Genomic DNA, 24,759 nt, shown 5'->3' on the forward strand with positions numbered 1-24,759 from the left:
TTGGAATCCGAATCAAGATGGAGTTGGCACCCGTTCGATTTTAGTTACGGAAATGGGTGTAAGACGGGATGGCGGCGGGGAGATTGATGCTGTAGCTATTGCCGGCGCTGTAGCTGTAGTTGTATTCGATGGGATAGGGACGAGGGTCGCCTGCAAAGCTGACACTGGCACTGGGGCCCGAAGGGGAGGAAAGGGTGCTTGCGAAGGGGTCGTCGATGTAGCAAATGAGCTCGCAGACAGGCTTGGCATAGCTGGATGTCGCGATCAGCGGGCAGATAACCCCCGCTGCGATCAGGATGGCCAATGCAGGCCCTCTTTTGGGGGACGAAGTGTGCATCGCTTTCGTCTCCCGGAGACAGGCTGATGGGGAAAGAACGATAGAAGTCATTTCAGTATTCCTCTGGATCAAACCAATTGTCTTCGATAGCAGCCCTGAATCGTTCACGTGTTCGCCCTAAGGGCCGTTGATGACCACCCCGTCGTTTTCTTCGCTGACGCTACTGCTTTCGCTGATGCCCGCCGCATTGGCACCATTCGGAGAGATGGTGTTGGCACAGTCGTTACCACCGGACGCCAGAGGAGTGATCGCGACGAGGGTGCCGCCGGAGCTGTGATAAGCGAAGGCTTCGCTGGTGCCGGCGACCTCACCACAACCGACGACGATACCGTTGTCGGAGATGGCCTTGGCGGTTGCTTTTGAGCTGCCTGGCAAGAGTGGGATCGACGTCCCGTTGGTGCCGGTTGAAGTATCCCAGATGAACCCGGTGACAAAACCTTCGGACTTCAGCCGGTTGCCGGCGATCTGCCCCGAGGCATTCATGGCTACCCCGGAGTTACGTAGCGAGGTGCTGCCGTTGATGGTCGACATCACCGTGGGCGCACTGCCGCCGCCGGCGGCCCATTGCACGGTTTTGTAAGTATCGGGAGTGCCGCTGCCACTGCCGAGGTAATAGCAGGTGCCTAGGATCTGCCCGCTAAGGTTGATTTCACTGGCTACGCAGTAACTGGCCCCACTGGGTACGGATAAGGTGCTATAGCCGGAACTGGCATTCGCCCAGAGCACGGCCTGGTTTGTCCCAAAGCCTCCGGCACCCGCCGGGCAATTGCCGATAATCGACGGGGTGGCGGCGTCATTGATGTCCGCCACGCTGCAGTTGGTGACCGAACCGAGCAGCGGCGGGAGCAGGCTGTTCGCTGCCCCGGCGGAGGTCCAGACCACCGGTGTGAGCTCACCCGTGGGGCTGACGCTGACGCCTGTCACGACACCCGCCAGATTGACGGCGGTCACCACGGTCTGCACGTCGGCTACCAGGCGCAGCCCGGCGAGGATGGGCAGCGGTAGCTGTTGCTGAGGCGCTGCGGCTGTATTGCTGGCGAGCCATTTGACGCCCTGCTTGACGCTCCTGCCATCTTCGCAACTGCCGACGATCACGGCCGTGGTTGCCGAACCATTGCTGACCGCTTCGGCGGTGCAGGCCCCGGGTTCTCCCGCGCTGGAGGTGTACAAAGACTGCAGGGCCGTGGTCGCGCCAGACGCGCTGTTCAATATGGCTATGTGGATGAAGTCCGTTGTAGTGCCGCCGCCAACTGACAGATGACTATTATTGGTATCGGTAATATTGGTGTTGAGAAGCCCGCTATTGGTAACGTCATAGGTCCAGGTGGCAGCCTGGGCCGTTGTGATCAGGTTGACACCGGCGATCACCAATCCGAGCGAAGTCAGTAGACGAGAGGGGAGTTTCATAACGCTTCTCCTTGCGATGAGTGAGTGCGCAGGGTCTATGCGCGCGCTTACCGTACCCCTGGGCTTATCGCGCTGGTAACTGTCAGAAATGACAGTTCGTTAGAGCATTTCGAAGCTTGTGAAATATCCAGTAACGCTATCGCCGGTGTTTATTCACGGGCGAAAAAAAGCCCCGCGACCAAGGTGGCGCGGGGCTGAAAAAGGGTCGGAGGGCATCCAACCCCGGGAGGTCTTGAATCAGTTGCTGCTGGCGACCGTCTGCGGCTCGTAGCCGCCACCGAGGGACTTGTAGATCGCCACGATGCCGCGATACAGATCGGTCTCGGCCTGGGCCTGGCTGTCTTCGGCGGCCAGGCGTTCGCGCTGGGCGTCGAGCAGGACCAGGAAGTCGGCAGTGCCTTCGCGGTAGCGAATCGCAGCCAGATCGGCGGCGGCACGGCTCGATTCGCTCTGGCGGATCAGCGAGATCAGGCGTTGCTGACGCTTGCCGTAATCGCTGAAGGCGTTCTGGGTTTCTTCCAGGGCCAGCAACACTTGCTGCTCGTAGCTGGCCAGGGCGCCTTCGGCCTCGGCGTTGGCACCGCGCAAACGGGCCCTGACGCTACCGAGGTTGAACGCCGGCCAGGTAATACTCGGGCCCAGGGCCCAGGCATTGGCGGCCGGCGAGCCGATCTGCGAACCACGCCCGGCGGTAAAGCCGAGGAAGCCACTGAGGCTGACCCGGGGGAACAGATCGGCCTTGGCCACGCCGATCCGCGCGGTGGCGGCGGCCAGCTTGCGTTCGGCGCTGACGATATCCGGACGACGTTGCAGCAGGTCGCCCGGATTGCCAATGGCCAGGGCCTTGGAAATCGCCGGCAGGTCCTTCGGCCCCAGATCCACCGTCAAGGTGTCCGGACGCTCGCCCAACAAGGTCGCGATACGGTTGCGCTCACGGGCCTGCTCGGCCTGCAATTGCGGCACCGTGGCTTCGACCGCCGCGAGGCGCGCATCGGCGCGGACCACGTCGAGCTGATCGCCGACACCGGCGTCACGCAGGCTCTCGGTGATACCCTTGGATTCCTGCTGGTTCTTCAGGTTGGCCAGGGCGATCTTTTCCCGCAGTTGCGCACCACGCAGTTGACCGTAGGCATCCACCAGTTCGGCAATCATGGTGACTTGCAGTTGGTAGAGGTCGGCTTCGGCTACTTGCTGGTCGGCATCGGCGGCTTCCAGGTTGCGGCGGATACGGCCGAACAAATCGACTTCCCAGGCCATGTCCAGGCCCAGGTCATAGCGTTCGCTGTTGACCCGCTGCTCGGTGGTGCCCGGCACCTGGCCCTTGGCGAGGTCGGCGCTGGCGCGGCTGGTGATGGTCGGCATGGTTTCGGTGCTGACATCGTCGCGGATCGCCCGCGACGCTTTCAGGCGGGCGAAGGCCACGCGCAATTCACGGTTGCCGGCCAGTGACTGGGTCACCAACTGGTTCAGGGTCGGATCGTCGAACTGCTGCCACCAGATACCCTGGAAACGTGCGCGGTCATAGTTCTTCTGACCGGCGCTGCCATCGGTGGCGGCGGTGATGTTCGCCTTCTCCGTGGCCGGGGCCTTGTAGTCCGGGCCGACCGTACAGGCGGCCAGCGCCAGTACCAGCAGGCTCGGCAGAAAGGCTTTCAGATTACTCATTGTTGCGCCTCCAGCTTGAGGGCCCGGGCGGCTTTGCGAGCATCGCTGCGCTCGACAAAGCGGCGAATCAATACGTAGAACACTGGCGTCAGCAGCAGACCGAAGAAGGTCACCCCGAGCATCCCGGAGAACACCGCCACACCCATGGCATGACGCATCTCGGCACCGGCACCGCTGGAGAACACCAGGGGAACCACACCCATGATGAAGGCGAAGGAGGTCATCAGGATCGGCCGCAGACGCAGGCGGCAGGCTTCCAGTACCGCGCTCAGCGGGTCGAGGCCTTCTTCCTGTTTATCCTTGGCGAACTCGACGATCAGGATCGCGTTCTTACACGCCAGGCCCACCAGTACGATCAGGCCGATCTGGGTGAAGATGTTGTTGTCGCCACCGGAAGCAATCACCCCGGTAATCGCCGACAGCAAGGTCATCGGTACGATCAGGATCACCGCCAGCGGCAGGCTCCAGCTTTCGTATTGGGCGGCCAGTACCAGGAACGCCAGCAGTACGCAGAGCGGGAAGACGAACAGCGCGGTGTTGCCCGAGAGGATCTGCTGGTAGGTCAGGTCGGTCCACTCGTAGGTCATGCCGTTGGGCAGTTCTTCCTTGAGCAGTTTCTCGACCGCCAGCTGGGCCTGGCCGGAGCTGTAGCCCGGTGCCGCCGCGCCGTTGATTTCCGCGGTGATAAAGCCGTTGTAGTGCATCACGCGGTCCGGACCCGAGGTGTCGCTGACCTTGATGAAGGTCGCCAGCGGGATCATCTCGCCTTTGTTGTTACGCACTTTCAGCTGGCCGATCTGGTCGGACTCGAGGCGGAACTGCTGGTCGGCCTGGACGTTGACCTGATAGGTGCGACCGAAGCGGTTGAAGTCGTTGGCATACAACGACCCCAGGTAGATCTGCAGGGTGTCGAAGATGTCGCTGACGGCAACGCCGTGGGTCTTGGCCTTTTCCCGATCGATAGCGGCGTCGACCTGTGGCACGTTGACCGTGTAGCTGGTGAACAACCCGGCCAGTTCCGGCACGCTACGGCTCTTGCCGATGATGTTCATGGTTTCCTTGTACAGCTCGTCGTAACCAAGGTTGCCACGGTCTTCGATCTGCAGGCGGAAGCCACCGATGGTGCCCAGGCCTTGTACCGGCGGAGGCGGGAAGATCGCCATGTAGGCTTCCTGGATCCCGGCAAACTTGCCGTTCAGGGCGCCGGCAATGGCACCGGCCGACTGGCTCGGGTCCTTGCGCTGGTCGAAAGGCTTCAGGGTCACGAACACGATACCGGCGTTCGGGCTGTTGGTGAAACCGTTGATCGACAGGCCAGGGAAGGCCACGGCGCTTTCCACGCCCGGCTGTTTCAGGGCCAGGTCGGACATGCGCTTGATCACGTCTTCGGTACGGTCCAGGCTCGCCGCATCCGGCAGTTGAGCAAAGGCCACCAGGTATTGCTTGTCCTGGGCCGGAACGAAACCGGTCGGGGTGCTGGCGAAACCGAACCAGGTCAGGACCATCAGGCCGGCGTACAGCACCAGGGCGATGCCGCTGGCACGGATGACACGGGTCACGGTACCGACATAACCATGGCTGGCGCGGTCGAAGAAGCGGTTGAACGGACGGAACAACCAACCGCCCAGCAGTTTGTCGAGGACCTTGGAGAAACCATCCTTCGGTGCGTCGTGGCTTTTAAGCAGTACGGCAGCCAGTGCCGGCGACAGGGTCAACGAGTTGAACGCCGAGATCACGGTGGAGATGGCAATGGTCAGGGCGAACTGCTTGTAGAACTGCCCGGTCAGCCCGGAGATGAAGGCCGCGGGGATAAACACCGCACACAGCACCAGCGCCGTGGCAACGATCGGACCGGTCACTTCACGCATGGCGCGCTTGGTGGCTTCCACCGGGTTGAGGCCCAGGCCGATGTTTCGTTCGACGTTCTCCACCACCACGATGGCGTCGTCCACCACGATACCGATGGCCAATACCAGGCCGAACAGCGACAGGGCGTTGAGCGAGAAGCCGAACAGGTGCATGACCGCGAAGGTACCGATCAGCGACACGGGTACGGCGACCAGTGGGATGATCGAGGCACGCCAGGTCTGCAGGAACAGGATCACCACCAGCACCACGAGGATCAGTGCTTCGAACAGGGTGTGGACCACTGCCTCGATGGAGCCGCGGACGAAGATCGTCGGGTCATAGACAATGCTGAAGTCCATGCCTTCGGGGAAGTTTTTCTTCAACTCGGTCATCTTGGCGCGGACTTCGTTGGAGATGTCGATGGCGTTGGAGCCCGGACGCTGGAAGATCGGGATTGCTACCGCCGGCTGGTTGTTCAGCAGCGAGCGCAGGGCGTACTGGCTGGAGCCGAGCTCGACCCGGGCGATATCTTTCAGGCGCGTGATCTCGCCGTCGTCGCCGGCGCGAATCACGATGTTCTCGAACTCTTCTTCGGAGACCAGGCGACCCTGGGCGTTGACCGACAGCTGGAAGCTGGTGGCGTTGGGGGCGGGCGGTGCGCCCAACTGACCGGCCGCGACCTGGCGGTTCTGCTCGCGAATGGCGTTGACCACATCGGTGGCGGTCAGGTTGCGCGAAGCGGTCTTGTTCGGATCGAGCCAGACCCGCAGGGAGTAGTCGCCCATGCCGAACAGTTGCACGTCACCGACGCCGCCGAGGCGGGCCAATTCGTCCTTGATATTGAGAAAGGCATAGTTGGACAGGTAGAGCATGTCGTAGCGCTTGTCCGGCGAGGTCAAGTGCACAACCATGGTCAGGTCGGGCGAGGCCTTGTCGACGGTGATACCGATCCGCGTCACTTCCACCGGAAGCTTGGGCTCGGTACGGGTCACACGGTTCTGCACCTGCACCTGCGCGTTGTCCAGGTCGGTACCCAGGGCGAAGGTGATGGTCAGGGTCAGCTTGCCGTCGGCGGTGGATTGCGAGGACATGTAGAGCATGTTCTCGACACCGGTGATCGCCTGTTCCAGCGGCGCGGCCACGGTTTCACCGATGACCTTGGGGTTGGCGCCAGGGAAGTTGGCACGCACGACCACGGTCGGCGGTACCACTCCCGGGTATTCACTGATGGGCAACTGGAACAGCGAGATGGCGCCCGCGATCAGGATCAGCAGCGAAAGCACCGCCGCGAAGATCGGTCTTGATATGAAGAACTGGGAGAAATTCATCGTGTGTATCCCTTAACCGCGTGGAGTCGCTACGGCCAGCTTGGTAGCCGGTGCCGGTGCGCTCTTGGCGGGCGTGACCTGGGGCAGGTTGCTGGCTTCCAGGGTCTGTTTTTGTAGGGCCAGGGCCGCGAGGGTTTCCTTGGAGGCCATCGGGATCACTTCCGGATCCACGGGCGAACCAGGGCGAACGCGTTGCAGGCCCTTGACGATGATGGTGTCATCCTTGTTCAGGCCATTGCGCACGATGCGCAACCCTTCGATTTTCGGACCCAGTTCGACCGAGCGGTAGACGGTCTTCTTGTCGGCGTCCATGACCAGCACGAACTTCTTGCCAAGGTCCGTGCCCACGGCTTCGTCGTTGATCAGCACGGCGGCGTAGGTGCCGCTGCCGACCAGCTTCAGGCGTGCATACAGGCCCGGGGTGAAGGCGCCGTCGGCGTTGTCGAATACCGCGCGACCGCGAATGGTGCCGGTCTTCGGGTTGACCTGGTTGTCGACGAAGTTCATCACGCCCTGGTGCGGGTTGCCGGTTTCGTTGGACAGGCCGAGGTAGACCGGGGTGGTCTGGCCACGTTTGCCCTGGCGCGCGAGCTGGGTGTACTTGAGGTAGACCCGCTCGTCGGCGTCGAAGTAGGCGTAGACCTTGTCGGTCGACACCACGCTGGTCAGCGGGGTGACATCGGCGGTGACGATGTTGCCGGCGGTGATTTCGGCACGGCTGACGCGGCCACTGATCGGCGAGGTGACGCGGGTGAAGCTCAGGTTCAGCTTGGCCAGGTCCAGTTGCGCCTGGGTGGCGTCGACCGCGGCCTTGGATTCCTGGGCGGAGCTGCTGCGGGTGTCGGCCAGTTCGGCGGAAATCGCGTTGCTGGTCAACAGGCGCTTGCCGCGCTCGGCTTCGTTGGCGCTACGGCTGGCGCTGGCGCGGGCTTGTTGCAGCTGGGCTTCGAGGCGATGGACTTCAGCCTGGTAAGGGCGTGGGTCGATCTGGAACAGCAGGTCGCCTTTCTTCACCAGGGCGCCTTCGGTGAAGGCCACCGAGTCGATCTGGCCAGAAACGCGCGGACGGATCTCGACGGTTTCCGGGGCTTCGAGGCGACCGGTGAACTCGTCCCATTCATTGACGGGCTGCTCGATGACCTTGGCCACGCTGACTTTGGCTGCCGGCATCGCGCCACCACCTGCCGCCACCGGCGCTTTACCGCAGGCGCTCATCACCACGACCGCCAGGGCAGCCAGAGGAAAGCGCAAAAGTTTAAGTGACTGTTCCATGGGGGGAGTCCGCCAATCTATTGAGATGGGCGGATCATGCTGTGGCGGGGCGGTTGCGCACGAATCGAATGAAGCGAAGGTAACTATCATTCGGAATGATATCAATCCGACTCGAGCCCTCTAGCATGCGCCTTTCGTTAGGGGGCTATCTATTCTCGATATGACAAATCACTGTTGCGTGGAATGCAAAGGACGCCGCCGGTTCACGTGCCGCGGCTCCCCATGGGTAGCAGACATGTCAGGGAATCTTTACTCAAGATTACAGGGACTTGACGGCCGCCGGTGCGACACGAGGGTAAGCTGGACTCGACAGCGCTGAGTGCGCATCGAGGTGATGATGAACAGCATGATACGAGCAGTGGATTCGCTATTTCCCTCTTTTACCGCCGAGCGCTGGGCCGGGGAAACGCCCATCGACATTCAGGACGCCTTGCAGGACCAGCTACGTGGCTACCTGGGGCGTGGGTTTACCCTTGTATTGCTGGGCCGCGGCGGGGAGTCGGGTTCGCACCACTACTCGCTGCAGATCTACCACGATAAAAGCGGCCAGCACCTTGAGCTTCACGGTGTCTTCGATCGGCAGTGCGTGCAGGACCTCTTCAAGGTCGCGCAGCAGATGAAGGCGCGGTTTCAGTCTGCCGCCCAAGAGGGCGGTAACAAGGTGCGGTTGCTCGAAGTGCCGAGGTTTTCTACGAAAGCAGAGGGCACCCACGCCACGGCGACAGCCTTGCCGAAAAGCTTTTCGTCCGCGAGCCGGAGCGCGTGATGATGCCCCGCCCCTGAGAACCGTCAGAGGCTGTCCGGATCCCCGCAGAACATCTGGATCCGTGAGCGCAACCAGCGCTCGCCCGGATCGTTGTCCTGGGAACCGCGCCAGGCCATGTGTAGTTCGAAGGACTGGGTGTCCAGGGGCGGGTTCTCGGCGCGCACACCACCGGCCGCCGTCAGCGCATCGGCGGTGTAGTCCGGCACGGTGGCAATGATGTCGGTGCCGGAGATCAGGGTACTCAGGCCGTTGAACTGCGGCACTGCAAGCACCACATGGCGCTTGCGCCCGAGCTTCTCCAATTCGGTATCGATAAAACCACTCAAGTCACCGGCGAACGACACCAGCGCATGGGGCCGTGCGCAGAAGTCATCCAGCGACATCGGGCCGGGCATGGTGTCGGCCCGCAGCAACTTCGGCGAGCTGCGGCGCAGGACCTTGCGCTTGGCGTTGGCCGGCAGGTCGGTGGTGTAGCACACACCAATGGAAATCTCGCCGGAGCCCAGCTTGGCCGGAATCAGCAGGTAGTTGACGCGGCGGATCACCAGCACGATGCCGGGCGCCTCGGCGCGCAGGCGCTTGAGCAACTGCGGCAGCAAGGCGAACTCGACGTCATCCGACAGGCCGATACGAAACACCGAGGTGCTGGTGGCCGGGTCGAACTCAGACGCGCGGCTGACCGCGGTGGAAATCGAGTCCAGGGCCGGGGAGAGCAGGGCGAAGATCTCCACGGCGCGGGCCGACGGCTCCATGCTGCGGCCGGTGCGCACGAACAACGGGTCATCGAACAGGCTGCGCAGGCGCGACAACGCCGCGCTGATGGCCGGCTGGCCGAGGAACAGCTTTTCCGCGGCCCGGGTCACGCTCCGCTCGTGCATCAGGGTTTCGAATACGATCAGCAGGTTCAGATCGACGCGACGCAAGTCGTTACGGTTCATCGGGCTCGCTTCACAGGATATTCACTGGCGGGGAAGGACAATCTTACGGGCAAAAGTGGTTGATTCGCACGGAAATTTGAACTGTGTACAATGGTCGCCAATCAATGACAGGCATGTCGACTATTAATAGCCACTGATGGTCTTGCACGAAAAGCCCGGATAGAGTTCGTGGCATTAGAGGTTCATTTGACGAGGTTTGCGATGTCCCGCACGATCCGTTTTCACAAGTTTGGTCCGGCCGAGGTGCTCAAATGCGAAGAGCATACGGCCACCCTGCCTGCGCCGGGCGAAGTGCAGGTGCGTGTCGAGGCCATTGGCATCAGTTGGTATGACGTTCTCTGGCGGCAGAACCTGGCATCGTCCCAGGCCCGCTTGCCGGCCGGTATCGGTCATGAAATGGCCGGTGTGGTCACCGCCATCGGCGATGGCGTCGATGACCTGGCCGTCGGCGACAAGGTCGCCAGCTTCCCGGCCCAGAGCCCCAACGATTACCCGGTCTATGGCGAGCAGATCATCCTGCCACGCTCGGCCCTGACCCGTTATCCGGATGTGTTGACCCCGGTCGAGGCCAGCGTGCACTACACGCCGCTGCTGATCGCCTATTTCGCCTATGTCGACCTGGCGCGGGTCAAGCCGGGGCAGTACGCCCTGGTCACCGATGCCAGCCACTGCGCCGGGCCGTCCTTCGTGCAACTGGGCAAGGCCCTGGGGGCCAAGGTGATTGCCGCGACCAAGATCCCGGAAGAGCGCGAGTACCTGTTGTCCCTGGGTGCCGACAAGGTGATTGTCACCGAAGAGCAGGACCTGCTGATGCAGGTCAACAAGTACACCGATGGGCGCGGCGTCGACATGGTCTTCGACGGCCTTGGCGGCCCGCAGATGTCGATGCTCGGCGATGTCCTGGCGCCCCGTGGCAGCCTGGTGCTCTATGGCCTGCAAGGCGGCAACCAGACCCCGTTCCCGGCGTGTGCGGCGTTCCAGAAGAACATCCAGTTCTTCGTTCACTGCATCGGCAACTTCACCGGCAAGCCGGAACTGGGCATTGTCCAGGACCAGGCGGCGCTGCAGAGGGCCTTGCGCGATATCAACCAGTTGACGGCCGACCGTGTGTTGCCGCCGCTGGAAATCCGTACCTTCCCGTTCGACGAGTTTATCGAGGCGCACCGTTTCATGGATGGTTGTCCGTGCCGCGGTCGGGTAGCGCTGCAAGTTGAGCCCAACTGAGTCGACTCAAACTGTTTGAGCCAGAATAAACCCCGTGTCGTCAGGCGATATGGGGTTTTTTTATGGCTGTTCTGAAATATATTTTAACAACTTTTCCGGGCTTTTTCTCACGCCCAGGCCTGTCATCAACTGAACCGGTTTTTTGCCAGATTCTGTATCTGTTAATCGCCGGGTAAGTGCTGATAATTGAACCGTCACTTACAGCTCAAGGAATGAGTTATGGTTCAATATCAGCCGCTTTATCAGGGTCCTGTTGTTTTCCGAAGTTTCAGTTCGGGGCCGCCTGGATACACTGCCTGGAATATCTTGTCTTCAGGGAAGTGGGCGAAAACCGCCCCCTTATGTCGTTAATCTCTTGCGGGTAGTTGATAGTTGTAGGTCGCCGTAAGAATCTTCCTAAGATATTGTTATTGGCACGCAGACTCCCAACGCTAACTGGCAATCAGTGACGTCGGTCATGCTCGAAAGCTCTTGCTGTGGGTGTTTCAGACCTGTGCAATACTTCGGGTGTTGTCTGTCCGCAATCAGGGTTACAGGGGCAGGCAATCTTCCGTCTGATCCGGCCACTGCCGGTAATGAGAGCGCTGTTTGCCCGACACTGAACTCAAACCAGGTGTATAAAGGCTATGAGCTCCATTCATGAGCAGGCAATGAATTATGTTTATCAGCAGGTGTTGCAGCGTCTGATGAGTTATTTCACGCGCGCTGAACGTATTGCACTGCAGTTGTTGATTCAACGTCTGATCGTAGCGGCGGGCGGTATCGAGCGTATTGGTGAATTCAAGGTCATGGTGGCCCACGGCGGCGGCAAGGACAGCAGCTATACACTGGCGTTCTTGCGGGCGGCGCAATTGAGTATTGCCGGACGTTCGCCGGCCACCTTCAACCTGCGGGTCGCCACGTTGCGCCATGCCGGTGTGACGGCCACGGTCATGCACAATATCCATCGTAGTTACAGTGCCTTGTTTGTCTATGACGATCCCCGGGTCGAGTTGTTGATGGTGGATAACAAACATGTCCGACCGTTCAATCATCGCCTGCCGATGTCGGAACTCAATCGCGATATCAACCGCCGCAACCTGCTGATGAGCGGCCACCTGACGGCGGGTGATGGGCGCGCGACCTTCTGCAATGGCTGCTATCTGTCCATGGCCGATTTCTACGAGCGCTCCAGCGCTTGGGACAAAGGTGTCGATGCCCTGGTCAGCGGCGAGTCGCCCCGTGAGCAGAAGCAGTACATGACCTGGCTGTTGCGGGCCACCGAGAAGCCGGAACGGACCTGGGTCGGAGGGCGGGCGCTGGAGTTCGACGAGGCGGTGAAAACCTGCCACGACCTCGGCCTGGATTACTACCGGGAGTTGTATGGCGAGGCCCTGGTTGAGCCCGAGGGCCCGGCCATCAGTCGGTCCAGTCGGAGCGCGGCGCCGATGCTGGTCAGCGTCTATGACCTGGTCGGCCGCGACCTCGAGGAGCGCTGGCCGCTGCTGACCGAGTTTCTCGGCTTCCAGTTCGATGACCTGGCATTCCACTTCAGCGAGTCCGATTGCGCCAATCCCTTGCTGATGGCGCATATGCGCGGTTTGCAGGCGCAGTACGTGCGGGATTTGAGCTACGAGGGCGGCATTGGCGAGTACCTGCAACTGGCCGCCGCGATGATGCGCCGCAAGCGCATGCCGGCGCGGTTGGTGGAGCAGGCCATGGCTGCCTATGACAGCGACGAGAAGATCCTCGATCGACGGGCACTGGCCAGTGCCTATGCGCAGGAGGCCTTTGGCCTGAGCGAAGTGCAACTGACGTGTTTGTTGTTCGCACCCTTCGTCAACCGTGGCCACGGGCTCGAGCAGTTCCTGCGCAGTTGCCACCCCGGCATGCTGGTGGCACTGCCGGACTTGCACAAGGCGCTGTCGGGGCAGGGGGTGCCCGAGCAGATCTGGCAATGGCTGAGCGAAGTCAGCGGCCTGACCCCGACCTTGCTCGGTGATCTCTACACCAGGGCCCAGGTGGACTTTTCCGGGGTCAGCTCGCTGATTGCCCGGGTTCGCGCCAGCGACCCGGACAAGCACCGCATCGACATCGTCAATCCCGACAACGGTGAAGTGTTCAAAGAAGTCTTGTCGGGACGTTAAAAAGGATTGGTATTGATAGTTTCAGACACTCCCCAGCCGGGTGCGGATTCGTCCGTACCCCAGGACATGACTCAACCGTTACCTGACAAGGGACGTAAACACTCGGACTTCGCCTACCAGGCGGTCTACCGTTATCTGGTCAGCCTGATCAGCGAAGTCGAGACCGATGCCCGGGTCAAGCTGCCGTCCCTGCGTCAGTTGGCCGAGCGCCTGAATGTTTCGATTTCGACCATCCAGTACGCCTATTCCCTCCTGGAAAAGGAGGGCCGGGTGTACTCGCTCGCCAAGTCGGGTTATTACGCGCTACCGGTCTCCGGGGCTTCGTTTGTCAGTGGCAGCGCCGATGTGCTGGAGCGCCTGTATGTGCACTCGCGACGACCCGGTACCCTGGTGTTGAGCAGCGATGAACCGGCGTTGCTGCTGTCGCTGGACAATCCGCTGTTGTTGCTCGAACGCGAACTGGTGCGTCAGTACCCGCGCCAGCAGGCGCCGCAGTTCCAGCCGTTTGGCGAGCTGGAGCTGCGCACCGCCCTGGCCGTGCGCTACACCACCTCGGCCCAGCGCTATTGGCATGCCGATGATGTCTATATCGGCGCGGACCTGCGCAGCGTGCTGGAAACCCTGATGGCCGCGCTGAGCCTGAAACAGGCCACGGTGCTGGTGGAGTCGCCCTGCGATTGGGTGATCCTGCGACTGTTGCAGGCGGGCGGGGTCAATATCGTCGAGCTGCCGCTGCTGGATGACGGTGGCTTTGACCTGATGGCCCTGGAGCACTTGCTGCAGACCCAGCCGGTCAAGCTGTTGCTGATGTCTTCCGGGCTCAGTGTGCCCCGTGGCAGCCTGATGCCTCTGGCGCAGCGCGAGCACCTGGCGCGGTTGCTGGAGCATTTCGGCGTCTGGTTGCTGGAAAACGACAGCCATGGCGAGTTCGCCTTCGAGCCTGGCGGCCCGCGGATGCGCGACCTGGTGGACCCGGATCGCCTGCTGGTGTTCGCCAGCTTCGAGCGGATCATGGGGGCCGAGGCGCCTTTCGGCTACCTGCTGTCCCGGCACCTGGGGGCGGAATTGCAGCGGCATTTCCTGTTGCGTTCGTTCCGCATGTCGCCGACCCGGCAGAAGGCGATTGCCCGGCTCTACAGCAGCGGTCGGATTGATCAGCACCTGGCGACCTTGCGCCGTTTATTGCAGGAGCGCATGGCGCATATGAGCGGCCTGCTGCGCGAGCGTCTGGCCGACAGCCTGGTGTTCGTGCCGCCGCAGGGCGGGGCGACGGTCTGGGCACAGGCGACCCGGTCGGTGGACATGCGCAAGGTGTTCGAGCGACTGCTGGAGCAGAAGATCGTTATCGCCCCCGGCGAGTTGTTCAGCCTGTATGGCCTGCATCAGCAGCACCTGCGCCTGTGCAGCACCGCCAATGGCCATCGTCACCTGGACCAGGCCCTGGGTGTGCTGGCCGATGCCCTGCGCCTGGAACAGCTCGACTGAAGCGCCCTTTGTCCGTTTGTATTTGCCAGGGGCGGGAGGGCCTGTTATCTGTATGCATAACCAGCATTCGATAACCGTGGTCCTTCCTGCCTGTGACAACCCAGCCCCTCGACGATCCGTTCTACTACCTGAACAACTTCCAGCAAGTGCTCGACTGGCTGGCCGCGCGTTATGCCGACCTGCTGGACGTGCAGGAACAGGCCTTCATCGACGATTTCTCCCGTTTGCCCAAGGCTTCCCGGGCCTTGCTGGTCAGAATGGTGATGCGCAAGGGCGGGCACTTTCGCGCCGGCAAGCTGAACTATGCCGAAATCGGCGACCCCGAGCAGGCGGCGCTGCCGTTGCTGGCCCTGGGCTGGGTGCGCGATGACGCGCCGCTGAGCCTGGCGCAGTTGTTTACGGTCCTGCAAAAGGCCGAGGTGCTGAGCAGTTTCAAGGCCGATATCACCCAGCCCAGGGCCAACAAGCCCGAGCTGTATGCGGAGCTGGCCCTGTGCTTCGACGAGAGCCGGTCGTTTGCCCAATGGTGCCCGAGCATTCCCGAACCGCTTTACAGCCTGCAGGTGATGCCTCTGTGCGACCGCCTGCGGCTGATGTTTTTCGGCAACCTGTATCAGGACTGGTCCGAGTTCGTGCTGGCGGACCTGGGCATCTTCACCTATGAAAAGGTCGAGCTCCACGCATCGTCCCGCGGTCTGCGCAGCCGCGCCGACCTCGACGGCTACCTGCATCTGCAGGCGGCTCGCGAAGCCCTTGAGGCTGGCGAGGAACCTGGCCTGATACACCAGCACGTCAACCGTTTGGATACCGACAACCCCTGGCTGGAACGGCGTCGGGGCAAATTGCTGTTCCAGATCGGACAGCAGAGCGAGCGCTTGCAGGACTGGCCCGGCGCACTGGCGATCTATAGCGGCTGCAGCCACCCGCCAGCGCGCCAGCGGCGTATCCGCGTGCTCGAACGCCTGGGCGAATTCCAGCTGGCCCTGGACCTGGCGTTGCAGGCGCAGGACGCGCCCCACAGCGCCGAAGAACAACAGCATCTGCTGCGTATCCTGCCCCGGCTGCGGCGCAAGCTCGGGTTGCCGGCGATTGCCCCGACAGCACCGGTGGCGATTACCCGATTGGACCTGATGCTGGTCAATGATCCGGCCCTGTCCGTCGAGGAGGGCGTCGCCCGGCACCTGCACGAACCGCAGGCCCCGGTGCACTACGTGGAAAACACCCTGATCAATTCGCTGTTCGGCCTGTTGTGCTGGCCGGCGATCTTCGCGCCGCTGCCGGGGGCGTTTTTCCACCCGTTCCAGAGCGGTCCGGCGGACCTGCATGACGAAGATTTCCACGCTCGCCGCGCCGAGCTGTTCACCGAGTGCCTGGGGCAACTGCGGGACGGTCGTTACCAGGACAGCATCCGCGCCACCTTCAATGCCAAATGGGGCCTGCAATCGCCCTTCGTGTTCTGGAATATCCTGACCCCGGAGCTATTGGAGCAGGCCCTCGTCTGCCTGCCCGCGGAACATCTGCAACACTGGTTCGAGCGCCTGCTGCTGGATATCCGCGCCAACCGCGCCGGCATGCCCGACCTGATCCAGTTCTGGCCGGCCGATAAACGCTACCGGATGATCGAAGTCAAAGGCCCCGGTGACCGTTTGCAGGACAACCAGCTGCGCTGGCTGGAGTTCTGTCGCCAGCACCAGATGCCGATTGCCGTCTGCTATGTGCAATGGGCAGTGGAGGCACCTTGACCTACCGCGTTGCCGTGCGCGCCTTGTGCGAGTTCACCGCCAAGGTCGGCGACCTGGACCTGCGCTTCACGCCGTCGCCGACGGCCCAGGAGGGCATGCTCGGTCATCGCACCGTGGCTTCGCGGCGTGCCGAGGGCTACCAGGCGGAACTGCCGGTGGAAGGGTATTACCGTCACCTCAAGGTCCAGGGCCGGGCAGATGGTTATGACCCGGGGCAAAACCTGCTGGAGGAAATCAAGACCTATCGCGGTGACCTTGCCGCGCAGCCGGCCAACCATCGGCAACTGCACTGGGCCCAGGCCCGGATCTACGCCTGGCTGGTCTGCCAGCAGTTGCAACTGGCGGAAATGAACCTGGCATTGGTCTACTTCGATATCGTCAGCGAAAAGGAAACCGTGCTGCGGGAAACCTGGAGCGCCGCGCAGCTTGAGGCTTTTTTTGCGCAGCAGTGCGAACGTTTCCTCCACTGGGCCGAGCAGGAGGCCGGCCATCGCCAGGCCCGCGACCAGGCGGCCCGGGACCTGATTTTTCCCCACGACGATTTTCGTCCCGGCCAACGGACCCTGGCAGAGACAGTGTACAAGGCCGTCAGCACCGGTCGCTGCCTGATGGCCCAGGCGCCGACGGGGATTGGCAAGACCCTCGGCACCTTGTTCCCGATGCTCAAGGCCCTGGCTCCGCAGCAACTGGACAAGGTGTTTTTCCTCACCGCCAAGACGCCGGGCCGTCAGTTGGCCCTGGATGCGGCGCAGGTCCTCCATGAGCGTTCGCCCACGTTGCCGTTGCGGGTGTTGGAACTGGTGGCCCGGGACAAAGCCTGCGAACACCTGGACAAGGCCTGTCACGGCGAGTCCTGCCCCTTGGCCCGGGGCTTTTACGATCGCCTGCCCGCGGCGAGACAGGCCGCGGTCGGCGTGCCCTTGCTCAACCAGCAGGCGCTGCGAAGCGTCGCCCTGGCCCATGACATCTGCCCCTATTACCTGAGCCAGGAAATGGCCCGTTGGAGCGATTGGGTGGTCGCCGACTACAACTACTACTTCGACTTCAGTGCGCTGCTGTTCGGCCTGGCCCAGGCCAATCAATGGCGGGTGGCGACGCTGGTGGACGAAGCCCACAACCTGGTGGAACGCGGGCGGCAGATGTACAGCGCCAGCCTCGATCAGCAGGTCCTGAGCAGTGTCCGGCGCAACATCCCAGAAGCTTTGAAAAAGTCGTTCCAGCGCTTGAACCGTGAGTGGAACGCTTTGCACAAGGAGCAGGTCGGCCTTTATCAGGCCTATGGGCAGGCGCCCGCCAAGCTGCTGAACGCCATTGGCTTGTGCGTGTCGGCCATCGGCGACTACCTCAATGAACACCCGCAAGGCGTCGATGGCGAGCTCCAGGGCTTCTATTTCGAGCTGCTGCAGTTTTCCCGGGTGGGGGAGCTGTTCGACGAGCATTACCTGTTCGATATCAGCCTGCGCGAGAACGGCCAGCGCCGCAGTTCGCAACTGTGCCTGCGCAATGTGGTGCCGGCCGGCTTCCTCCGTCCGCGACTGACAGCGTCCCGCAGCAGCGTGCTGTTTTCCGCGACCCTGAGCCCCCGGCACTACTACACCGACCTGCTGGGCCTGCCGGCGGACACCGCGTGGATCGATGTCGAATCGCCGTTCAAGCGCGAGCAGCTGGACCTGCGGATCATCAGCCAGATCTCCACCCGCTACGTCCATCGCCAGGCTTCACTGGTACCCATTGTCGAACTGATGGCCGATCAGTTCGCCGGGCGTCCCGGCAACTACCTGGCCTTCTTCAGCAGCTTCGACTATCTGCAGCAGGTGGCACAGCTATTGGCCGAGACCCATCCGCAGATCCCGCTCTGGCTGCAATCGCGACGCATGGAGGAAAGCCAGCGCCAGGCCTTTCTCGAACAGTTCACCGAACACAGCCAGGGCATTGGCTTTGCGGTCCTCGGCGGGGCCTTTGGCGAGGGTATCGACTTGCCCGGTCAGCGACTGATCGGCGCGTTTATCGCGACCCTGGGGTTGCCGCAACTGAACCCGGTCAATGAGCAGATCAAGCAGCGCATGGCCGTGCTATTCGGCGCGGGATACGACTACACCTACCTGTACCCGGGTGTGCAGAAAGTCGTGCAGGCGGCCGGGCGGGTGATTCGCAGCGAACAGGATCGCGGCGTGGTGATGCTGATCGACGATCGTTTTGCCGAGGCCAAGGTCCGGCAGTTATTGCCGCGTTGGTGGCAGGCCTGACAACTGCGTGGCCCTGGCGCGAGCACGGCGGTCGGTGTCCTCGATGGCCTCAAGGCTGCCAATCGCCACCTCGGCGGTCTGTTCCAGGGTTTGCCCGACGACACGGGCGATATCGCTGAATGCCAGGGCTCCGGCCAGGAACGCCGCCACCGCCACTTCATTGGCGGCATTGAGCACCACACTCAGTTCACAACCGGCATGTGCCACTTCCAGGGCCAGGCGCAGGCAGGGGAAACGCCGCAGGTCCGGTTTGGAAAACACCAGCGGCTCACAACCGGTCAGGTCCAGTGGCTCAACCCCGGACTCCATCCGCCGGGGATAGGCCAGGGCCTGGGCGATGGGGGTGCGCATATCGGGATTACCCAGTTGCGCCAGGACCGACTGATCGGCGTACACCACCATCGAATGCACGATACTTTGCGGATGAATCAGCACCTCGATCCGTTCCGGCGGCATCTCGAACAACCAGTGCGCCTCGATCACCTCCAGGCCCTTGTTCATCATCGTGGCGCAGTCCACCGAGATCTTGCGACCCATGCGCCATTTCGGGTGGGCACAGGCCTGGTCGGGGGTGATGTCGTCCAGGGTTTCCAGCGGCCGAGTCAGGAACGGGCCGCCGGAAGCGGTCAGGATCAACCGTTCGGGACGGGCCTCGGGGTGGGTCGACAGGCATTGGAAGATGGCATTGTGTTCGCTGTCGACCGGCAGCAACTGCGCTTTCGACTCGGCGACGCTGGCCATGAACAACGCACCGGACATCACCAGCGCTTCCTTGTTGGCCAGCAGGATGCGCTTGCCGGCCTGGGCGGCGGCCAACGTCGAGGCCAGCCCGGCGCCTCCGACAATCGCCGCGACCACCGTGTCGCATTCATCGGCCGCGGCCACCGTCATCAGTGCCTGCGGGCCATGGAGCACCTCGGTGTGCTGCCCGAGCGCCTTCAACCGAGCCGACAACCGCGAAGCCCCATCGGCATCGGCCACCACCGCCACGGCGGGTTGGAAGGCCAGGCACTGCCGATACAGCTTGTCGATATTGTGGTGCGCGGTCAGGGCGAACACGGAAAAATCCTCGGGATGCCGCGCGACCAGATCCAGGGTGCTGTCGCCGATAGAACCGGTGGCCCCGAGCAGGGTCAGGCGCTGGTGCATGATCGGGCTCCTTGGCTATTGATTGTCCCGGGCGATCAGCTCACGGGGATGGGCGCTGAATTGACCGACCATCTGCGCCAGGTGTTCGCGAGCGTTGGCCTGGCCACCGTAACGGGCTGTGACATAGGCCTGGAGCAAACCGGTGAAGTCATCGGCAATGGTGTTGCCCTTGAGGGTCAGCACCCGTTCACCGTCCATGTACACCGGCGCCGATGGGTGCTCGCCGGCCCCCGGCAGGGAAATACCGATATCCGCCAGGCGACTTTCCCCCGGGCCGTTGACCACGCAACCCATGACCGCCACCTGCAGTTGCTCGACACCGCTGAAACGGCTTTTCCAGATCGGCATCTGCTCGCGCAGGTAGTCCTCGATCTGCTGGGCCAGTTCCTGGAAAAAACTGCTGCTGGTACGCCCACAACCGGGACAGGCCACCACCGAGGGGCTGAACGCCCGCAGGCCCATGGTCTGCAGGATCTGCTGGGCCACCAGCACTTCGCGGGTGCGTTCGCCGCCAGGTTCGGGGGTGAGCGATATACGCAGGGTGTCGCCAATGCCTTCCTGCAACAACACCGCCAGGGCGGTGGAGGAGGCAACGATCCCCTTGGAGCCCATGCCGGCTTCGGTCAGGCCCAGATGCAGGGGGAAGTCGCAACGGGCGGCGAGGTTGCGGTACACGGCAATCAGGTCCTGGACGTGACTGACCTTCGCCGACAGCACGATCCGCTCCGCCGGCAGACCGACTTCGATGGCCCGTTGCGCATTTTCCAGCGCCGACACCACCAGGGCTTCGCGCATCACCGCGTCGGCGGCCAGTGGTTGGGCCAGGGCGGCATTGGCGTCCATCATCCGCGCCAGCAGGTCCGGATCGAGGCTGCCCCAGTTGACGCCGATGCGCACCGGTTTTTCATGACGGCAGGCGATTTCGATCATCTCGCAGAACTGCTCGTCGCGCTTGGCGCCCTTGCCGACGTTGCCGGGGTTGATCCGGTACTTGTCCAGGGCCCGGGCACAGTCGGGATAGGCCGCCAGCAGCCGGTGGCCGTTGAAGTGGAAGTCGCCCACCAGCGGCACCCTGATCTGCCGGGCGTCGAGCAACTCGCGGATCTTCGCCACCTGGGAGGCGGCCTCATGGCCGTTGACCGTGATCCGTACCAGTTCGGCGCCGGCCAGGGCCAGTTGCTCGACCTGGGTCGCGGTGGCCCGGGCGTCGGCGGTATCGGTGTTGGTCATGGCCTGGACCACAATCGGGCTGGCGCTGCCCAGGCTGAGCGGACCGATGGTGACCTGGCGGGTCTTGCGGCGGGCAATCGCGAGGTTCATTGAGGTGACTCCTGCGTGAGAGATGTGTCGTGGTATCGAGGTGTTCGCAAAGACCACGCAAGATTGCCGCTCATCCAGCTTTCCAGCATGGCGATGTATTGTTCAATCGCCTTTCGCTCGGCGTCCGAGTAGCGCTGTTGCCCAATGAACAACGGCAGTTTTTCCCGTGCCAGTTCGAAGGTATGAACGCGAGAGGTCACCAGCCGGTTGACGAAATCCATGGCTTCGCGCAGCGACAACTCCAGATGATGCTGGCAGACGACCACATAGTTGTTTATTTCACCGCCATGGCTTTCCTTGCCATGGGAAAAGATGTCATTGACCAGGACGACCACGTCGTTGGCGCTGTCCTGCAGCGCCTGGAAGATCCGGCTGCGGCAGAACCCTTCAGGCACTTCGGCCCGGTTGGCGGCTTCACCGCCACTGAACATCAACTGGGTGGCGCCGGTGTATCGTCGCACCTGGACGAAGGCCAGCAGATCTGGCACCTCGCCAGCGGCCCTGGCCTCTATTTCCTTCAGTGTGGAGTCGAAGTAGTCACGGATGTCCTGGAAAAAGCGCCGTTGCCCGTGGGGACTCAATCCCTCGCTGATCGACGCAAACAAGGCGCATCCCGACTGCTCGATTCCCGGTTTGGGAGCGGGGGCGTCGTGCGGCGATGAGAACTGGCGAAGCAGTCGCTCCAGCAATGCCTGTGCTGGCGTGACTTGATCCTTCAATACACCCTGATCCAGTTCATCGTCCAACAGGAAAATCCAGGTGATCAGGTTGATCATCTGTTGCAGTCCGCGCGCTTGCGCATCGGGGTAGACCCTGGCGGCGAGTTCGAAGAACCGACCTGAGTCCAGTGTCCGGCGTACATCGCGGTTGACCAGGCCCATCGACTCCAGCCAGGCGTTGGAACTTCGAGTCGCCGCGTCCTGATGCGGATTGATCCTTGAAGCAAAGGGCAGGCGAATCTCTGGCAGATCGACACGGGGCATGATGTTGCCTCCTATGACGGTGTTGGCTTAGCGACTGCGGGCGATCAGCCCGGTCGGAAGATTGAACTGCACCTGCTCTTCACGGCCGGGCAGGGTTTTGATCGTCAGGGGCGCCAGGTTCCCGAGCGCGGCAATCACGTCGTCGACCAGGACCTCGGGTGTCGAGGCGCCAGCGGTGATCCCCACCGTCTCGACGTTTTGAAACCATTGTCGATCCAGCTCTGCACCCTCGGCCACCCGGTAGGCGGGCACACCGGTTTCGGCGGCAATGGTGCGCAAGGTCACGGTATTGGCGCTGTTCGCGGCACCCACCACCAGCACCAGGTCGACACACTGGCTGAGGATTCGCAGCGCGGTCTGGCGGTTTTGCACGGCGTAGCAGATATCCCGGGTATCGGGGCCGACGATGCCCGGATAACGTTGTTGCAGGGCCAGGACCACGGCCTTGGTGTCATCGACGCTGAGGGTGGTCTGAGTGATATAGGCCATCGGTGTATTCGCCGGGAAAGGCAAATCCTCTACCTGATCCACGTTACGCACGACCACCACCGGGGCGGGAATCTGCCCGAGGATGCCAATCACTTCGGGGTGTCCGGCTTCACCGATCAGGATCACCTGATAGCCTTTGGCGGCGTACTGGCGGCCCTGGTTATGTACCTTGCCGACCAGCGGGCAGGTGGCGTCGAGGACCCGCAGCTGGCGCTGGCGCGCCGCGTTTTCGACGACCCTGGCCACACCATGGGCGCTGAACACCGTGACGGCGTCGACCGGCACTTCATCGAGTTCCTCGACAAAGATCGCGCCCTTGGCCTTCAGGCTTTCGACCACGTGGTGGTTATGAACGATTTCATGGCGCACATACACCGGCGCGCCGTACTGCTCCAGGGCGAGTTCGACAATATCGATTGCCCGGACCACGCCGGCGCAGAAACCGCGGGGTTGGGCCAGGATGACGTTCATGGGTGACCTCCACTCATGGCTTGTCGGTGGGGGATATCGGTGCGCCGGGAGACCTCGCGGGCCAGCGCGATTTGTCCGCAAAACACCTGGACCGAGGTCACAATCCCCTTGGCATCCAGGCCGCAGGCCGTGAGCAGTTGGTCCGGGGCGCCGTGCTCGATGAATTGATCGTCGAAGCCCAGTTGCAGCACCTTTGGAGAAACCATCGAAGCCGCCAGATGTTCGAGGCATGCACTACCGGCGCCGCCCTTTACGCAGCCTTCTTCAACCGTCACCAGCAGGTCGTGACTGCAGGCGAGGGCTTCTATCAGGTCGACATCCAGGGGTTTGACGTAACGCATGTTGGCCACTGTCGCATCCAGTACCTCAGCCGCCTCAAGGCTGGGCAGCACCATGGAACCGAAGGCGAGGATGGCGATTCGCGAGCCCTGGGGAAGGGTCGTTTGCCGACGGATTTCACCTCGGCCCAGGGGCAGGGCACTCAGCTCGGCTTGGGTCGCCGCGCCACTGCCGGCACCGCGTGGATAACGTACCGCCACCGGTCCGTTCTGCAGCAGCGCGGTGTGCAGCATCTGCCGGCATTCATTTTCATCCGCCGGGGCCATGACGATCAGATTGGGCACGCAGCGCAGGTAGGCAATATCGAACGCACCGGTATGGGTGGCGCCGTCCGCCCCGACAATCCCGGCGCGGTCGATGGCCAGCACCACCGGCAGGTTCTGGATCGCGATGTCATGGATCAGTTGGTCGTAACCGCGCTGGAGGAAGGTTGAGTAGATCGCCACCACCGGCTTCAGACCTTCGGTGGCAAGGCCCGCGGCAAAAGTCAGGGCATGCTGTTCGGCGATCCCGACATCGAAGTAGCGATCGGGGAAGCGTCGCTCGAACTCCACCAGTCCCGAGCCTTCGCGCATGGCGGGGGTAATCGCGACGATCCTGGGATTGCGTTCGGCCTCGTCACACAGCCAGTGGCTGAAGACCTGGGTATAGGTTGGCTTGCCGGGCGCCGCCGGCTGGATGCCTTGTTCCGGATTGAATTTCCCGGGCCCGTGATACAGCACCGGGTCCATGGCCGCCGGACTGTAGCCGTGGCCCTTTTCGGTGATGATGTGCAGCAGTTGCGGGCCGCGCAGGTTTTTCAGGGCCTGCATCGCCGGAATCAGCTCGTTGAGGTCATGACCGTCGATGGGGCCGGTGTAGTTGAAGCCCAGGGCTTCGAACAGCGTCGCGGACAATCTCAGTCCCTTGAGCTGCGCTTCGAATACCCGTTCACCCAGGGGCGCTTCATCGCGCAGGATGCGCTTGATACCAGCCTGGGCCGAAGCCGTGCAGCGATGCGCGGTGAGTTTGCCCAGGTAGTGGCGCAGCGCGCCGACGGCGGGAGAGATCGACATGTCATTGTCGTTGAGGACCACCAGAAACGGCAGGTCGGCGTGCAGGCCGGCATTGTTCATCGCCTCGTAGGCCATGCCACCGCTCAGGGCGCCATCGCCGATCACCGCGATGCCGTGGCGCTGCTCACCTTTGCTCCTGGCCCCCAGGGCCATGCCCAGTGCCGCGGAAATCGAGGTGCTGGAGTGAGCCGTACCGAAGGTGTCGTACTCGGATTCCTGGCGTCTGGGAAAGCCGGAAATCCCGCCCAATTGACGAATACCGACCATGGCCTCGCGGCGTCCGGTGAGGATCTTGTGCGGATAGGATTGATGACCCACATCCCAGACGATCCGGTCATGGGGGGTATCGAAGACATAGTGCAGCGCGATGGCGAGCTCCACGGTGCCCAGATTGGCGGAAAGGTGCCCGCCAGTCCGTGAAACACTGTAGAGGATAAAGGCCCGCAACTCGTCGGCGACCGCCGAGAGTGCCCTTGGATGCAGGGCTCGCAGGTCGACCGGGCTGTCGATGGTGTCCAGTAGCTCGAACATGGCGGACTCCTCCGTGGGGCTCGGTGCAAGCGGTTGAC

General features: G+C 62.5%; 17 protein-coding genes. 6 read left to right on the top strand and 11 right to left on the bottom strand.

The window, feature by feature from the left end; genetic code table 11:
- Positions 1–40 precede the first annotated feature (40 nt).
- The 5 genes from CWE01_RS27315 to mexE form a co-directional block, all read right to left on the bottom strand.
- Positions 41–304 (bottom strand): hypothetical protein, encoded by a 264-nt coding sequence (locus CWE01_RS27315; protein WP_100943671.1) that lies wholly within the window; start codon positions 302–304, stop codon positions 41–43.
- Between the two features lie 150 nt (positions 305–454).
- Positions 455–1,744, bottom strand: a complete 1,290-nt coding sequence (locus CWE01_RS27320; protein WP_100943672.1) for an HAF family protein — start codon at positions 1,742–1,744, stop codon at positions 455–457.
- 237 nt (positions 1,745–1,981) lie between these two features.
- Positions 1,982–3,409: an efflux transporter outer membrane subunit gene (locus CWE01_RS27325; RefSeq protein WP_100943673.1), complete on the bottom strand. Its 1,428-nt coding sequence runs from the start codon at positions 3,407–3,409 to the stop codon at positions 1,982–1,984.
- Positions 3,406–6,585 carry an efflux RND transporter permease subunit gene (locus tag CWE01_RS27330; RefSeq protein WP_100943674.1) on the bottom strand — a complete coding sequence of 1,060 codons (3,180 nt, stop codon included), beginning with the start codon at positions 6,583–6,585 and terminating at the stop codon, positions 3,406–3,408. Before CWE01_RS27330 ends, CWE01_RS27325 begins: the two co-directional genes overlap by 4 nt.
- Positions 6,586–6,597: 12 nt before the next feature.
- Positions 6,598–7,857 carry a multidrug efflux RND transporter periplasmic adaptor subunit MexE gene (mexE, locus tag CWE01_RS27335; protein ID WP_100943675.1) on the bottom strand — a complete coding sequence of 420 codons (1,260 nt, stop codon included), beginning with the start codon at positions 7,855–7,857 and terminating at the stop codon, positions 6,598–6,600.
- Between the two features lie 319 nt (positions 7,858–8,176).
- Between mexE and CWE01_RS27340 the strand changes: the two genes are divergently transcribed.
- Entirely contained in the window at positions 8,177–8,623 is a 447-nt protein-coding gene (locus CWE01_RS27340) for a hypothetical protein (RefSeq protein ID WP_157815286.1), read from the top strand.
- Between the two features lie 23 nt (positions 8,624–8,646).
- On the opposite strand, the gene CWE01_RS27345 is transcribed toward CWE01_RS27340, so the two are convergent.
- Positions 8,647–9,561, bottom strand: coding sequence for a LysR family transcriptional regulator (locus CWE01_RS27345; RefSeq protein WP_100943677.1), 915 nt, complete (start codon positions 9,559–9,561; stop codon positions 8,647–8,649).
- 201 nt (positions 9,562–9,762) lie between these two features.
- Between CWE01_RS27345 and CWE01_RS27350 the strand changes: the two genes are divergently transcribed.
- The 5 genes from CWE01_RS27350 to CWE01_RS27370 all read left to right on the top strand — a co-directional run bounded on the left by CWE01_RS27350 (position 9,763) and on the right by CWE01_RS27370 (position 18,384).
- Positions 9,763–10,785 (top strand): zinc-dependent alcohol dehydrogenase family protein, encoded by a 1,023-nt coding sequence (locus tag CWE01_RS27350; RefSeq protein WP_100943678.1) that lies wholly within the window; start codon positions 9,763–9,765, stop codon positions 10,783–10,785.
- 626 nt (positions 10,786–11,411) lie between these two features.
- Positions 11,412–12,911: a hypothetical protein gene (locus CWE01_RS27355; RefSeq protein WP_177410519.1), complete on the top strand. Its 1,500-nt coding sequence runs from the start codon at positions 11,412–11,414 to the stop codon at positions 12,909–12,911.
- Between the two features lie 66 nt (positions 12,912–12,977).
- A complete protein-coding gene (locus tag CWE01_RS27360) occupies positions 12,978–14,396 on the top strand; it encodes a PLP-dependent aminotransferase family protein (protein WP_100943680.1) in 1,419 nt (472 codons plus the stop codon).
- Between the two features lie 92 nt (positions 14,397–14,488).
- Positions 14,489–16,138 (top strand): VRR-NUC domain-containing protein, encoded by a 1,650-nt coding sequence (locus tag CWE01_RS27365; RefSeq protein WP_100943681.1) that lies wholly within the window; start codon positions 14,489–14,491, stop codon positions 16,136–16,138.
- Complete coding sequence (locus CWE01_RS27370; RefSeq protein ID WP_100943682.1) at positions 16,135–18,384, top strand: ATP-dependent DNA helicase; 2,250 nt, start codon at positions 16,135–16,137, stop codon at positions 18,382–18,384. Before CWE01_RS27365 ends, CWE01_RS27370 begins: the two co-directional genes overlap by 4 nt.
- On the opposite strand, the gene ispC is transcribed toward CWE01_RS27370, so the two are convergent.
- Genes ispC through dxs form a run of 5 tightly spaced genes read right to left on the bottom strand, consistent with a single transcriptional unit; the run spans position 18,358 to position 24,721 of the window.
- On the bottom strand, positions 18,358–19,533 hold the full coding sequence (gene ispC / locus CWE01_RS27375) for a 1-deoxy-D-xylulose-5-phosphate reductoisomerase (RefSeq protein ID WP_100943683.1): 1,176 nt from the start codon (positions 19,531–19,533) through the stop codon (positions 18,358–18,360). The genes CWE01_RS27370 and ispC overlap by 27 nt on opposite strands.
- Positions 19,534–19,548: 15 nt before the next feature.
- Entirely contained in the window at positions 19,549–20,853 is a 1,305-nt protein-coding gene (gene ispG, locus CWE01_RS27380; RefSeq protein WP_100943684.1) for a flavodoxin-dependent (E)-4-hydroxy-3-methylbut-2-enyl-diphosphate synthase, read from the bottom strand.
- Positions 20,850–21,836: a hypothetical protein gene (locus CWE01_RS27385; protein ID WP_100943685.1), complete on the bottom strand. Its 987-nt coding sequence runs from the start codon at positions 21,834–21,836 to the stop codon at positions 20,850–20,852. Before CWE01_RS27385 ends, ispG begins: the two co-directional genes overlap by 4 nt.
- 27 nt (positions 21,837–21,863) lie before the next feature.
- Positions 21,864–22,796, bottom strand: coding sequence for a 4-hydroxy-3-methylbut-2-enyl diphosphate reductase (gene ispH, locus CWE01_RS27390; protein WP_100943686.1), 933 nt, complete (start codon positions 22,794–22,796; stop codon positions 21,864–21,866).
- On the bottom strand, positions 22,793–24,721 hold the full coding sequence (dxs, locus tag CWE01_RS27395; protein WP_100943687.1) for a 1-deoxy-D-xylulose-5-phosphate synthase: 1,929 nt from the start codon (positions 24,719–24,721) through the stop codon (positions 22,793–22,795). The genes ispH and dxs overlap by 4 nt, the downstream gene beginning before the upstream one ends.
- Positions 24,722–24,759 lie beyond the last annotated feature (38 nt).

This window comes from Pseudomonas sp. QS1027, assembly GCF_002814235.1.
In the GTDB taxonomy this organism is placed as follows: Bacteria; Pseudomonadota; Gammaproteobacteria; order Pseudomonadales; family Pseudomonadaceae; genus Aquipseudomonas.

Coding starts and splice junctions, on each gene's coding strand:
- CWE01_RS27320 (WP_100943672.1), bottom strand. CDS start 1,744: ATGAAACTCCCCTCTCGTCTACTGACTTCGCTCGGATTGGTGATCGCC.
- CWE01_RS27325 (WP_100943673.1), bottom strand. CDS start 3,409: ATGAGTAATCTGAAAGCCTTTCTGCCGAGCCTGCTGGTACTGGCGCTG.
- CWE01_RS27330 (WP_100943674.1), bottom strand. CDS start 6,585: ATGAATTTCTCCCAGTTCTTCATATCAAGACCGATCTTCGCGGCGGTG.
- mexE (WP_100943675.1), bottom strand. CDS start 7,857: ATGGAACAGTCACTTAAACTTTTGCGCTTTCCTCTGGCTGCCCTGGCG.
- CWE01_RS27345 (WP_100943677.1), bottom strand. CDS start 9,561: ATGAACCGTAACGACTTGCGTCGCGTCGATCTGAACCTGCTGATCGTA.
- CWE01_RS27350 (WP_100943678.1), top strand. CDS start 9,763: ATGTCCCGCACGATCCGTTTTCACAAGTTTGGTCCGGCCGAGGTGCTC.
- CWE01_RS27355 (WP_177410519.1), top strand. CDS start 11,412: ATGAGCTCCATTCATGAGCAGGCAATGAATTATGTTTATCAGCAGGTG.
- CWE01_RS27360 (WP_100943680.1), top strand. CDS start 12,978: ATGACTCAACCGTTACCTGACAAGGGACGTAAACACTCGGACTTCGCC.
- ispC (WP_100943683.1), bottom strand. CDS start 19,533: ATGCACCAGCGCCTGACCCTGCTCGGGGCCACCGGTTCTATCGGCGAC.
- ispG (WP_100943684.1), bottom strand. CDS start 20,853: ATGAACCTCGCGATTGCCCGCCGCAAGACCCGCCAGGTCACCATCGGT.
- CWE01_RS27385 (WP_100943685.1), bottom strand. CDS start 21,836: ATGCCCCGTGTCGATCTGCCAGAGATTCGCCTGCCCTTTGCTTCAAGG.
- ispH (WP_100943686.1), bottom strand. CDS start 22,796: ATGAACGTCATCCTGGCCCAACCCCGCGGTTTCTGCGCCGGCGTGGTC.
- dxs (WP_100943687.1), bottom strand. CDS start 24,721: ATGTTCGAGCTACTGGACACCATCGACAGCCCGGTCGACCTGCGAGCC.